At 57.0% G+C, this 11,952-nt stretch carries 13 protein-coding genes; 4 read left to right on the top strand and 9 right to left on the bottom strand.

Annotated features, from left to right (window positions below; translation table 11 throughout):
• Positions 1-11: 11 nt before the first annotated feature.
• The 3 genes from FHT76_RS14800 to FHT76_RS14810 all read right to left on the bottom strand — a co-directional run bounded on the left by FHT76_RS14800 (position 12) and on the right by FHT76_RS14810 (position 1,797).
• Positions 12-155 carry a hypothetical protein gene (locus tag FHT76_RS14800; RefSeq protein ID WP_259185648.1) on the bottom strand — a complete coding sequence of 48 codons (144 nt, stop codon included), beginning with the start codon at positions 153-155 and terminating at the stop codon, positions 12-14.
• 252 nt (positions 156-407) lie between these two features.
• A complete protein-coding gene (locus tag FHT76_RS14805) occupies positions 408-686 on the bottom strand; it encodes a hypothetical protein (RefSeq protein WP_259185649.1) in 279 nt (92 codons plus the stop codon).
• A 289-nt stretch (positions 687-975) separates the two neighbouring features.
• Positions 976-1,797: a hypothetical protein gene (locus FHT76_RS14810; RefSeq protein WP_259185650.1), complete on the bottom strand. Its 822-nt coding sequence runs from the start codon at positions 1,795-1,797 to the stop codon at positions 976-978.
• A gap of 139 nt (positions 1,798-1,936) precedes the next feature.
• Here FHT76_RS14810 and FHT76_RS14815 point away from each other — a divergent pair, with 139 nt between their 5' ends.
• A complete protein-coding gene (locus FHT76_RS14815) occupies positions 1,937-2,521 on the top strand; it encodes a hypothetical protein (RefSeq protein ID WP_259185651.1) in 585 nt (194 codons plus the stop codon).
• A 64-nt stretch (positions 2,522-2,585) separates the two neighbouring features.
• Here FHT76_RS14815 and FHT76_RS14820 read toward each other — a convergent pair whose 3' ends face one another.
• The 4 genes from FHT76_RS14820 to FHT76_RS14835 form a co-directional block, all read right to left on the bottom strand.
• On the bottom strand, positions 2,586-3,353 hold the full coding sequence (locus FHT76_RS14820) for a metallophosphoesterase (RefSeq protein ID WP_259185652.1): 768 nt from the start codon (positions 3,351-3,353) through the stop codon (positions 2,586-2,588).
• Positions 3,354-3,432: 79 nt separating this feature from the next.
• Positions 3,433-4,419 (bottom strand): hypothetical protein, encoded by a 987-nt coding sequence (locus FHT76_RS14825; RefSeq protein WP_259185653.1) that lies wholly within the window; start codon positions 4,417-4,419, stop codon positions 3,433-3,435.
• A complete protein-coding gene (locus FHT76_RS14830; RefSeq protein WP_259185654.1) occupies positions 4,416-6,359 on the bottom strand; it encodes an AAA family ATPase in 1,944 nt (647 codons plus the stop codon). Before FHT76_RS14830 ends, FHT76_RS14825 begins: the two co-directional genes overlap by 4 nt.
• A 74-nt stretch (positions 6,360-6,433) precedes the next feature.
• Positions 6,434-6,766, bottom strand: a complete 333-nt coding sequence (locus FHT76_RS14835; protein ID WP_259185655.1) for a hypothetical protein — start codon at positions 6,764-6,766, stop codon at positions 6,434-6,436.
• A gap of 174 nt (positions 6,767-6,940) precedes the next feature.
• On the opposite strand from FHT76_RS14835, the gene FHT76_RS14840 reads away from it, so the two are divergent.
• Positions 6,941-7,441 (top strand): helix-turn-helix transcriptional regulator, encoded by a 501-nt coding sequence (locus tag FHT76_RS14840; protein WP_259185656.1) that lies wholly within the window; start codon positions 6,941-6,943, stop codon positions 7,439-7,441.
• Positions 7,442-8,110: 669 nt separating this feature from the next.
• Here FHT76_RS14840 and FHT76_RS14845 read toward each other — a convergent pair.
• The gene (locus FHT76_RS14845) at positions 8,111-9,274 is read right to left on the bottom strand and encodes a M20 aminoacylase family protein (protein WP_183863668.1); all 1,164 of its coding nucleotides are present in this window, start codon (positions 9,272-9,274) and stop codon (positions 8,111-8,113) included.
• Between the two features lie 157 nt (positions 9,275-9,431).
• Between FHT76_RS14845 and FHT76_RS14850 the strand changes: the two genes are divergently transcribed.
• Both FHT76_RS14850 and FHT76_RS14855 read left to right on the top strand, forming a co-directional pair.
• Positions 9,432-10,559, top strand: coding sequence for a D-alanyl-D-alanine carboxypeptidase family protein (locus FHT76_RS14850; RefSeq protein ID WP_183863667.1), 1,128 nt, complete (start codon positions 9,432-9,434; stop codon positions 10,557-10,559).
• A gap of 12 nt (positions 10,560-10,571) precedes the next feature.
• Positions 10,572-11,723 (top strand): GTP-binding protein, encoded by a 1,152-nt coding sequence (locus tag FHT76_RS14855; protein WP_183863666.1) that lies wholly within the window; start codon positions 10,572-10,574, stop codon positions 11,721-11,723.
• A gap of 1 nt (position 11,724) precedes the next feature.
• Here FHT76_RS14855 and FHT76_RS14860 read toward each other — a convergent pair whose 3' ends face one another.
• Positions 11,725-11,949, bottom strand: coding sequence for a sulfurtransferase TusA family protein (locus tag FHT76_RS14860; RefSeq protein WP_183863665.1), 225 nt, complete (start codon positions 11,947-11,949; stop codon positions 11,725-11,727).
• Positions 11,950-11,952: the final 3 nt, after the last annotated feature.

Genomic DNA, 11,952 nt, shown 5'->3' on the forward strand with positions numbered 1-11,952 from the left:
CGCAGATGTGCTCAGGTGTTATCGACCTCTGCAGTCTTCAAAAGTTTGGTCAAGGTGTGGACGGGGCTGCGCTTACTGTTTTGGAGATCGTCGTTGAGGTAGTCGAACGCTTCGAATGGCAGCAATCCCGCTGCCGCGGCCTCTCGATCGCTCATGAGCCCCCTTAGCGCGAAGCTAAGAAGTGTCTCCTGGTTCGCCCCGGCAACGATGTCATCACTCGCTGAAACGTCGGGGTGCACCCTCGCGGCTCTCCGAAGAAACTCTAACCGTTAGCGCCGGGCTGTAGCAGAGGCGGACGAGCGTGCCGCAAAACGAGGTCGGAAGCGACCAAAGGCCGGATGGCACTTGAAGGAGGTATCTTGATCGTATCGATCGCGCGACCATTACAGCTGTAGCTTTGACCCCGATTAGCCTCCAGTTTCTTTCAGCCAGTCCTCGATTCGTTGGCATAGCGAACCCAGAAAAACATCGAAGAACAGAGGCTCTGACGCGCCGTCCGGAATGAATGATGGATGCTCATTCTCGTCCATCACCCATGTGCCAATGACTTCTCCGTCTCGTGTGACTACCAGACCGTCCTTACCAAGATTGATGTTGAACCGAAGCGGTTCGGAAAGCGAAACTCCGTAGTGGTCGACCAGCTCGGCGACCTCCTCGCTAGTCAATTCGACTGGGACAAAGCTCATTGGCACCCCGCTTGATTACCCGTGCGTAACTTTAATGTCCGGTGATCTGGCTTAACAGCTGCAAATTCGTCGAACTCTAATCCGGCTTTAAGATTGCGCCTTCACAGCTTCTGCCGATCCCGCCATCTGAGTTTCCCGGCGCTTCACGCACGATCTCGCGGCCCTTCCAGCGGTACTTTTAGACGTTGACATCGCGATTACGGTCAAGCACCAGCTAAAGGAAGAAACGGGCAGCAAATCAATCCCGTTACAGAGCAACCGCTTTGGGCCATATCCCGTGTAGCAATGGCTATGCACCTTTGAGGGCTGACAATACCACGTAGCGCTTCGGTCGACCGTCCATTGCGAGAATACGCGTGAAGGTTAATTCAATCTTCCGACCAGTCCCCTGAACATACTGATCCAGGCCCCAGGAGAAAATCACTTTGTGACGTTTCAGGGTTTCGCGTGACATGCTGAACGGCACCACGTGTCCCAAATCACCATCGAACACGCTCCCATACCCCGAGTTAGCGTTAAACGCCGAAACACTCACAAGCTTGGTTATCTCATTGTCATCCTCCACATTCAGTTTGACGTAATCGCGCGTTTTTTCATCGAACGTGTTTAGGATGTTAAATCCCCCTGAAATTTCGATCTTCCTCGCGCCATTTCCAATTACACCATGAGCTTGCCGAATGGGTGGTTCGCTGATCGCTACTAACGCTTCAATATCACCGCTTCGACGGGCCAGTAGTTGAGCTAATGTTTGATCCGTCGCAGCGTTGGCCTCTCCAAGATTTCTGTTGATCACGCGATTTGCGAGCGCATAAAGAAACGCGGGAGCGGCTAGCCCTCCTGCAGCCACGCCGAAAACTGCCTGCGGATTGTTGTGTAGGTACACAATGAAGTCAGCGATAACACTGCCCTCGGCAGGTGCTTTTGCACGTACCGCGTGGCGGCCCTCAAAGTCTCCTCGCTGTCTAATTTTGCCTGTGTCAGCATAATTAGAGATGAGTGATAATGCCCATGCGAAACCTGCAAGGGCCATGTAACCATCGTAACCTTGAAACTGATGCTGATCTGCGGTGTCACCGGATAAGTGAAGGCGAAACGGGATTTGCGTAACCAATCTGGAGTCCTCAAAAGCGCATTACCGAAATGCGCAACTTGTGGTCAGTATCGTCAAAAAAAAACGTTGCGGAAGGTCAAGTTTCGCTTAACGTTCAAATTTGCAGAGTCTTCCCCAAGGTCTTCACGTGTTCCAAGATTTGAGTATCGGTGCCATCGGCGCGGCTATAATAACGTCGGCGATTTCTCTGATCGGGATGATTGTCGCCAAAGAGCAGAAAGTCTCGGACTTTCGTCAGGCATGGATAGATGCACTTCGCGCTGAGATGACTTCATATCTAACTAGCGTTAACGCGGTTATAGATACGGCATCACTTCCATACAAAGACCAGCTCGAGAAAGTGAAAAGCCTCTCGGCACTTTATTCGAATCTGAATAGTGCTCACTTCCTCATTACATTGCGGCTTAACCCCGATGAGAAAAGCGCAAAGTCGCTCCTTGCAAGTATGAAGGCCATCCGAGAAATGGCCAGTTATCCCGATGGTTTGAACCAGGAAAAGCTTAGGCCCGTAGAACTTGATTTTCTCTTGGCTTCGAAGGACCTCCTGAAGTACGAATGGCGTAGAGTGAAACGGGGAGAGGTAACGTACCGCCTCACCAAGGCTGGCCTCGCTGGAATCATTGTCCTAGCCGTGTGCTTCGTCTATTTTGACGCAGAGACGGGTTCCAATGTTCCGTCGAATGTGGAGAAGACCTTGGCGAACCCTCAGGACAATCACCCCTGAAAAGTGCACGTGAGCCGGGGACCATCACAGGAACGCAACGGGGATCGACAACGATCTTCATCCTTTATACGTCAACCTGAAAAGTCGGGTCGAAACCGGTCCTTTCCCCTGGATAGCCTCGCGGATTGCTGACAACGCGCGTCTTTCCAATGCTGTAGTCACTTCGGTTGTGAAGGTGTCCGTGCACCCAGAGTGCCGGCTGCTCCTCAAGTATCAGGCTCTCGAGATGTGAGGCGTAGCAGCCGACCACCGAATCCTCGTGATCCGTAAACGCAATCGATCGGCTGGACGGCGCATGATGCGTTACGACGACGGTCGTCCGTCCCTGGCTTTCCTGCAATGCCGAAGCGATAAAATCGCGCGTCTCTTGGTGCTTTCGGAACGCATGGATCGGCTTGAACTTCTTATAGGGCTGCTTTGTGAATTTGATCCGCCGGTAGTCGTTCATACCGTTTTCCGCGTCAGCCATTGCAAGGGCTGGCTCCCGGCCAAAAAGACGGAAGTCGGTCCAAAGGGTTCCTCCGATGAACCGGACGTCGCCAATATCGACAATCGCATTCTCGAGAAAATGGATGTTAGGGAGGCCCCTGGCAAACTCCCGGGCGTCACGGATGTTTTCCTGGACGGAGCCGCCCCAAAACTCATGATTTCCCGCGACGCAGACGATCGGAATTTCGGGCGTAATCGTGTCGGCCAACCATCTAAGACTGGGGATGATGCCCTTTTTGCTGACGTCCCCCGCGCAGACGACCACATCCGTCTTTTCCGGCGGTTGATGATTGAAAGGCACCCGAAATTCGAGGTGCAGATCGGAGATCAGCCATAGCTTCATTGGATCAACACCGATTGATTACTGGCGAAAACGAGTTCGGCGAACGGCGGCCGTCGCCATTTGCCTCTGTCAGGCCGGCTCATTCGCACAGGAATGGAGCGTGTGGAAGGTACCGGGCAGCAAACTCGCTGACCATGTTTATCGAAACAGCATCCTGTTCGATCTGCAGTGTCCGCTCAACCTCTTCAGCCGAGAGCCATCCATCCTGCAACCGCCATCGCCTGAGAAATATCTGATCGAGATTCCATCGGCTCCAGAACCTGAGAGATTTGAGGGCATCATCGCGGGTCTTCGTAGTCGGCGCATGCTTGGCCGCCACCTCGAGCCATTCCACGATGCTCTCTTCGGTGATGACGCCAGCCACTTTGAGTCTCTCAGCAATATCGACTGGAACACTGGCCAACGCGACGTCACGGGCCCTTGTAAACCGGCGGTCCTGGGTAAAATCGATTCCCCATTCATCCGGGGAATCACGCCACAGGATCGTTTCAGCTCGTTCCGTCCACCGGGCACCGAGAACAAGGCCGAGGCTTTCAAAGACCCCGAAAGTTTCAGGCGCAAGGTATGCAGGACCACAGCCATGCGCTGCCCTTATGTTCGCAGGTCGAAGGCCGGTCGGACTTGGTCGGGCTCGCGCTCCGACAAAATGTCGGTACTCGAGCAGATTGACCTGGGCGGCGAGAGAAACGACGACCGTTGCAACATCGTCCCATCGCGGAAATGTCGGCGGCAATCTCGGGTGCGCACTCCGCTCGATACCGCCATCAGCCGCCTTGACCGCCTCTCCGAGAGCGACCAAAGCTCCGCAAGCGGCTTCGAAGGCACTGATGAAGATGTGGTCCCATTGGCCAGTTGATAGGTCGGGAAGTGCCGCCCACAGGAACTCGGCGACAGGGCCAACCCATTTCGGCGGTGGAGACTCTCTACCAGCGTCTCGCTCGGAAATTTTGATCCGTCGGCCCAGCGGCCGAAATCCCGCTTCGTCGAGCATCTCACCGACCGAACCCGGCAAAGGTTTCCGTGACGTCTTCCGATTGCGGGATGATCGCGTTCGTTTTGCTGTCACGTCCCCGTCCTCACTGTTTGCTTCGCAAGGCTGACAACCGATCGGCGATGGCGACGCAGAATCTCGACGACCTCCGCCCCTGTCATCGAGCACGTTTCCATCAATCGGTCTGCCAAAGCATCCAGGGCTGGTCGCTGCCTTTGAATGATAGACCTCGTTCTCGCGAGTTCGTTTTGCAGCAACAAATGGACCTGTCTTCGAAGCTCCGCATTGTAGAGACGCATCATCGCCAGCTTTTCGAGTTCGAGGGGTTCCACGATGAGCGTGTGGCCCATACCCGTCACCCCCTCGATAACGGTCGCGATTTCGGTGGCCCTGTTCAAATCGGCCTCGCTCGCGCCTGACGCGCCGTCCGCGAAAGCGCCGAGGACTTCCATTTCAGCCGCGATGCCTCCGAGGCAGGTAGCGATGGAGTCGAGGTATGCTGCTTTGGTCCTAGCGCTCGTCGCCGGCGGCTCATAGTCGACCCTACCGAGTTCACCGACATGTCCAGGCCTCCGGAGTTTCGAGATCGTAATGCCTGAAATCTGACGTCCGGTTTCAAAGGCGACCAACGCGTGTCCGGCTTCATGGATCGCGACCGCCCTGAGATACTCCTCCGAGAGCTTTTCCAGCATTGGGAGCTGATCGATGACGTGCACGGCGTTAAGGTTGTCTGCATTGCGCCGAGCCGTCCGCCGCGCTCCCCGGACGAGTTTCTCGACATCCGCGCCCGAAAAGCCCTCAGTAGCGAGCACGAACATCTCCGCATCCGCACGCGATAGCTCGATGCCTGAATGATGTTTTAAGATGCCAAGCCTCGAAGCGCCATCGGGAAACGTGATCTCCAGATGCCGGTCGAGCCTTCCGGCGCGAAGAATGGCGGGATCGATGAGGCGTGGGTGGTTACATGCCGCGACGACCACCACGCCCTCCCGACGGACGAATCCGTCGAGGAGTTCGAGCAGGCCCGTTATAAACTTCCGATTGTAACTCGAGTTGTGGTCCGATTCCGTGCGCCGGCCAACTCCGTCCACTTCATCGATAAACATTATCGACGGCGCATCCTTCTCGGCTTGCGTAAAAGAAGCGCGCATGGATGCCAGATGTTGATCGAGGTTGCCCGCCTCTTGCCATCGGGAAAGCGAGCCATAGATGAGCGGCACTCCGCAGGTGTTCGCCAGCGCGGCTGCGAACATCGTCTTGCCGATACCCGGTGGCCCACTAATAAGGACCCCGGCATCAACATCTCGCCAACGGATCACACCAGACCTGTAGTCCGCCAGGTCCTTCGCGAGCTCGTATCCCCAAGCTAAGGCTGGCCCGAAACCGTGCATGTCCGCAAGAGTAGGTCCGGCCGCCTCCTTGATCTTTGGCTCAGATTCCAACGGGATTGGTTTGATGAATTGCTGACGTCGCAGACGCTCTAAAGCTTGGAGGGGACCACGCCGGTCCGAGAAGGCGGAATAAAGGCGTGGCCAGGGCTCATGCACCAAAAGATCAACCAGCTTCTCGTCGGCGGGAAGCCCTGCACGCAGAAGCGCCGCTTTTGCGTGCCTTCTGGAACGGGGTCCAATTTGGATCACTGCGTCCGAGAAAAGCGCTTCGTCGTCGGTCAGTTGATACTTCGGGGGTGAGAGGAATATGCCCGACTGGTTCCGCTCCGCCAGCGCCTGATCGCGAAACGACTTGTCGCTCCATTCAAAGACGAATGTGTCGAAGTCCAGTCTTTTCCAAATCTCCCGTCCGAAAATCTGCGCTGCGTGGGAGTAAACCGGTCTATAGTAGTCGTCGCCGAACGTCAGAGTTACGATCGTTTTGCGCTCTATATTGTTCCACGGGCGGAGCGCGGCCGCTATAGCGCAGTACGCCATGAAGACAGGCAGCGTGACATTCGTGCTGCCGACTCTAGTCAACTTCCAAGGCACGCGTGTCCGCTTGCCAGAATGAATTTTCGGCATTGTTTCTTCCCGCAAATGGAATGCTCTATCGCGCGCCGTGTCGGCTCGCCGCAGTTATGGACTGGCGTCGCCTATTACTGGAACTGAGAATCCCCGGTTGCTGACGGGCCGAGGGAATACCAACGGGACAAAGTACGGGCGAGCCCACGACGCTCGTCGAGAAAGAATAGCTGGCTGGTGCATGCTGATCGGCCATCGACGATGTTAGGATGGCCAAACGATTGGCCAACGAGAGATGGAACCGGCCTCTGCACCAAAAACCAATCTTTGAGGAACACCTCCGGCACGCGTGTCCCGGTGGAGGTTTCCGCGTTCTCCAAGTCATCCGCAAGTCGCCTCAGTTTTTCAACCAAGCCGACCTTCGAATAACCAAACCACAGGCCATCAGACGAATCACCAAGATGCATTTAATCGTTCCCGTGCTCTATGTGCGTTAGATGATCACAGATCACGGTTATAGCGTGTTTTGTGAGCAAATAAAGACCTTGAAGCACGAATGTTGACAACTAAGGTCCCCGACGGGCTTTTCGTTGTGGATGAAGACGCCCACCTCACCAGCCGCACTTCGGGTAGCGCGATCCTTGACGAGACTTCACATTATCGAAGTCTCGGAAATCGTGAAGATTCCGCGACGGGCTATAGCTGCGGTTGAAGCCGGAGAATCCTCAATCAATGAACACAACGTGCGACTTCTGGAATTTTACCAATCCAGAGGTATCGAGTTTTTGGGGGACCTGACCTTCGGAAAGGAAGTAGGTAGAGCTGGCGCTAGATGGATTTCGCCTGAGAAAATTGATCTCATAAAGGCAGGAGACTACCATACAGAAATGACGGGTGTCTCCTTTGCTGGTGCCAGAAGTCTTCTTGGTTTGAAGCAAGCGGCCGTCGCTGAAAAATCCGGTGTCTCACTGAACGCCGTTGTAAAATTGGAGGCAGGTCAGCCGTGGCCCAGTTCGCTCGAAACGCTCCGCAAATTCTACATTGATAGCGGCGTAGAGTTCCTTGGCTGGAGTGATGTAGGGTCTCAGCTTTCATACGGAGTTGGCGTCCGGTGGATTGACGATAGTTACTCGAAACCGTGATCGCACGGTCTAACCACGCGAATTTAGGTCAACAGTTTCATGGCAGAGCCTTGTGCATTGGTGTCCACGAGAGGATTCGAACCTCCGACCCCAGGATTCATCCCACTTCGACTTTAGCCGCCGCCCGAGGGCGTTCGTGGTCTGGACTGTCCCTTCACCATAGGCGAAAGCCCTTAGGTGTTGCCCATCCAGTCTCTACACCTTCAACGGATTTCTCCGAAGCTTGGCTCGGGATTGGCATGCTGAGAGCCCAGCGAAGCGTTCCCCGACTTTGAGCAAATCGACTACACACTTTCGTCGTGCAGCCCCCAATTTTGAAACCAGGAATCCTGTGCTCTATCCTGCTGAGCTACGTGGACCCACAGGCGTTTGCATCATCTGGATAGCTCATCCATCCCTGCTGAGCAACCGCAAATTGACATCATTTTGCGACTGGTTATTTGCGCTAGGAGCGTTGAAAGCTCGTGTGGCTGCCGTGACTCGCAGAGGCTCGTACCGATCCGCGTACCGACGAAAACCTATCAACTTCAATGCGTTGAAAAACCGGTACAATCGGTATGGTGTAGAAACTGCTCTATCCTGCTGAGCTACGGGACCACTTGAGCGTCATGCATACAAAAGGCTTGGCCGGAAGCCAAGCTCTTTTGCATGTGTTGGATGAAGTGAATTTCAGTCGCCGAGGCGCTGTTCGGCGAGCCGCACCCAGTAGGAAATGCCGTGGGTGATGGTTTCGTCGTTGAAATCGTAGGCGGGGTTGTGCAGGCCTGCGGTATCGCCATTGCCGATGAAGATGAAGGCGCCGGGGCGGGCGTTCAGCATGTAGGAGAAATCCTCGCCGCCCATCAGCGGGTCGATCTCGGCGTTGACGTTGCCCGCGCCGGCGATCTCGCCGGCAATGCGGACGGCGTGTCCGGTTTCCGTCGCGTGGTTGTAGGTGACGGGGTAGTTCCGGTTGAAATTGATATCGACTTCGGCACCGTGGGCGGCAACGAGGCCGTTGACGATCTCTTTCAATCGGGTTTCGGCAAGGTTGCGCACCTCTTCGTCGAGCGTGCGCACGGTGCCGGCGATCGTTGCGTCGTTCGGGATGACGTTGTGCGCGAAGCCGGCGTTGAACTTGGTGACCGAAACGACGATCGAGCGCAACGGGTCGACATTTCGGGAGGCGATGAGTTGCAGGTTGCTGACGACCTGGGCGCCGATGGTGATCGGATCGATCGTGCGGTGCGGCTGTGCGGCATGGCCGCCGCGGCCCTTGATGGTGATGGTGAATTCGTCGGTGGCCGCCATGATCGCGCCGCTGCGGATGGCGAAATGTCCGACCGGTAGACCCGGCAGATTGTGCATGCCATAGACCTCTTCGATGCCGAAGCGCTCCATCATGCCGTCCTTGACCATCAGGTTGCCGCCGCCGCCGCCTTCTTCAGCCGGCTGAAAGATGACCGCGATATTGCCGTTGAAGTTGCGCGTTTCGGCCAGATATTTCGCCGCGCCGAGCAGCATGGCGGTGTGGCCATCATGGCCGCAGGCGTGCATCTTGCCTGGCGTGGTCGAAGCCCATGGCTTGCCGCTGATTTCCGTCAGCGGCAAGGCGTCCATGTCGGCGCGCAGGCCGATCGTGCGGCTGCCTTCACCCTTGCCCTTGATCAGGCCCACGACGCCCGTTCTGCCGAGGCCGGTGACGATCTCGTCGACGCCAAATTCCTTGAGTTTTTCGGCAACGAAGGCGGCGGTGTTCTCGACGGCGAAGAGAAGTTCGGGACGCGCGTGGATATGCCGGCGCCACTCTGTCACCTCGTCCTGAAGTTCGGCGGCTCTGTTCAAAATCGGCATGTCAGCTTCCTGTCGTGAAATCGAAACGGGGACGGAACCGGGTCGCGGGGACACGATGCCGCAGAAATAACTTAATCAAGGCCCTTTGCCATGTCATGGCCATATACGTTAAATAGGGGAAACTTTCGAGACTTCCGGACATCTTTAAGGACGAACCGTGTCGACGCGCCAGAATCGCTTGCTTGCCGCCTTGCGGCCGCTTTCAATCGCAGCTTCCGCAGCCGCCATCGCTCTCTCGGCCACAGCGCAGGCTTATGCGAACCCACACATCCTGGTCGATGTGCAAAGCGGCCGCGTGCTGGAGCATGACGAGGCTTTCCGCAAGTGGTATCCGGCGTCACTGACCAAGCTGATGACGGTCTACACGGTCTTCGATGCGGTTCGCGCCGGCCAGATCAGCCTCGATACCCCCATCGTGATGAGCAAGCGGGCGGCGGCCCAGCCGCCGGCGAAGATGTATTTCAAACCGGGACAGAAGCTGACGCTCGATAGCGCGTTGAAGATCCTGATGGTCAAGTCGGCAAATGACATCGCGGTTGCGGTTGCCGAGGCCGTTGGCGGCACGCAGGAAGCCTTCGTGCTGAAGATGAATGCCGAGGCGGCGAAGCTTGGCATGAACGATTCGCATTTCGTCAATCCGAACGGCCTGCCCGGCAAGGGCCAGTACACGACGGCACGCGATCTTGCGGTTCTTTCCGTCGCGCTGCGCCGTGACTTCCCGCAATATGCCGGATACTTCTCGCTCGAGGGCATCACGACCGGCACGAAGAACGTACCGAGCATCAACGTCCTGATTGGACGCTTCGCCGGCGCCGACGGCATGAAGACGGGCTTCATCTGTGCTTCGGGGTTCAATCAGATTGCTTCGGCGACCCGTAACGGCCGTACCTTGATCTCCGTCGTGCTCGGCACCGATAGTCTGGCTGCTCGCGCGGATGCGTCCGCCGACTTGCTGCAGAAGGGCTTCACCTCGCAGTTTTCCGCGCCCGATACGCTCACTTCCTTGCAACCCTACGGGCCGGGCCAGGACCAGGTCACGGATATCACCGCCGATATCTGCAGCGCCAAGGGCGCCAAGGTCCGCAGTGAAACGCGCGATGAAGTCGGTCGCATGAAGGTTCAGTCGCCCTATATCCAGGAAATGGACCACGAGCCGAACTTCGTCTTTGCCGGTCTCATTCCGGGTCAGAACGAGCCGCAGCCCGACAAGCTGGCAACCGCCGAGACCGCAGGAACGATTGCCAACGTGCCGGTGCCGCTGCCACGTCCTGCCACCTCCTTCTAAGGTCAATTCGCGATGAGCGCAGCTTCCAATCGAATCCCGGTCACCATCCTGACCGGCTTTCTTGGCGCCGGCAAATCCACCCTGCTGAACCGGATCCTCAAGGATTCGGCGATGAAGGACGCTGCCGTCATCATCAACGAGTTCGGGGATGTCGGCATCGATCATCTGCTGGTGGAAAGCTCCGGCGACGCCATCATTGAACTGTCGGATGGCTGCCTTTGCTGCACCGTGCGCGGCGAGTTGGTCGATACGCTCGCCAACTTGATGGATGCGGTGCAGACCGGCCGCGTCAAGCCGGTGAAGCGCGTCGTCATTGAGACCACAGGGCTGGCAGATCCGGCACCGGTCATGCAGGCGATCATGGGCAACCCTGTTATCGCCACGAATTTCGATCTCGATGGCATCGTAACGGTGGTCGATGCGGTCAACGGTTCGCAGACCCTCGATAATCACGAGGAGGCGGTGAAGCAGGCCGCGGTTGCTGATCGGCTGGTTCTCTCGAAGCGGGCTATGGCGTCGCCGGAAGGATTGCTTGCTTTAGAAAAGCGCCTTTATGCGCTCAATCCGCGCGCGGCACTGATGGATGCCGATAGCGTCGAGGCTGGCCAGGCAAGCCTTCTCGTCAACGGCCTCTATGATCCTGCCAGCAAGATTGCCGACGTTGGTCGCTGGCTGCGGGACGAAGATGCCCACGCGCACCACCATGATCACCATCATCACGGGGCGGGCGGCCACCACCATCATCATGGGCACGATCATCAGGATCCGCATGACGTGAACCGTCATGACGCTTCGATCCGATCCTTCTCGATCGTCGAGGACAAGCCGATCGACCCGATGGCGCTTGACATGTTCATCGATCTCTTGCGGTCGGCGCACGGCGAAAAACTACTGCGGATGAAGGCGATCGTCGCTGTCTCAGACCGCCCGGATCGTCCACTGGTCCTTCACGGCGTGCAGAGCATCTTCCATCCGCCGTCGCGGCTGCCGGCCTGGCCGGACCCCGAGGACCGTCGCACGCGCATGGTGCTGATCACCAAGGATCTGCCGGAGGCCTTCGTCAAGGATCTGTTCGATGCGTTTCTTGGCAAGCCGCGCATCGATACGCCGGATCGAGCGGCGCTGAACGACAATCCGCTCGCTGTGCCGGGAATGCGGTTCTGAGCTATCCCTTGCGGATGAGGAAGCGGTGGCCGGCTTCGGTCTTTTCCGCCTCGATCAGCTGGTGGCCGTCTTCGTTGCAGAAGTGGGGAATGTCGATACCGGCGAGCGGATCCGTGGTTTCGACCTGGATCAACGCGCCGCTCGGCAGCGAGGACATCTTGCGGCGGGTCTTCAGCACCGGTAGCGGGCATTTCAGCCCGCGCAAATCGTAGAGAATGGCGCTCACGCC

The organism is Rhizobium sp. BK176 (assembly GCF_024808055.1).

Excerpts from the sequence above, each read along its gene's own strand:
- FHT76_RS14800 (WP_259185648.1), bottom strand. The coding sequence starts at position 155 with ATGAGCGATCGAGAGGCCGCGGCAGCGGGATTGCTGCCATTCGAAGCG.
- FHT76_RS14805 (WP_259185649.1), bottom strand. The coding sequence starts at position 686 with ATGAGCTTTGTCCCAGTCGAATTGACTAGCGAGGAGGTCGCCGAGCTG.
- FHT76_RS14820 (WP_259185652.1), bottom strand. The coding sequence starts at position 3,353 with ATGAAGCTATGGCTGATCTCCGATCTGCACCTCGAATTTCGGGTGCCT.
- FHT76_RS14830 (WP_259185654.1), bottom strand. The coding sequence starts at position 6,359 with ATGCCGAAAATTCATTCTGGCAAGCGGACACGCGTGCCTTGGAAGTTG.
- FHT76_RS14835 (WP_259185655.1), bottom strand. The coding sequence starts at position 6,766 with ATGCATCTTGGTGATTCGTCTGATGGCCTGTGGTTTGGTTATTCGAAG.
- FHT76_RS14845 (WP_183863668.1), bottom strand. The coding sequence starts at position 9,274 with ATGCCGATTTTGAACAGAGCCGCCGAACTTCAGGACGAGGTGACAGAG.
- FHT76_RS14855 (WP_183863666.1), top strand. The coding sequence starts at position 10,572 with ATGAGCGCAGCTTCCAATCGAATCCCGGTCACCATCCTGACCGGCTTT.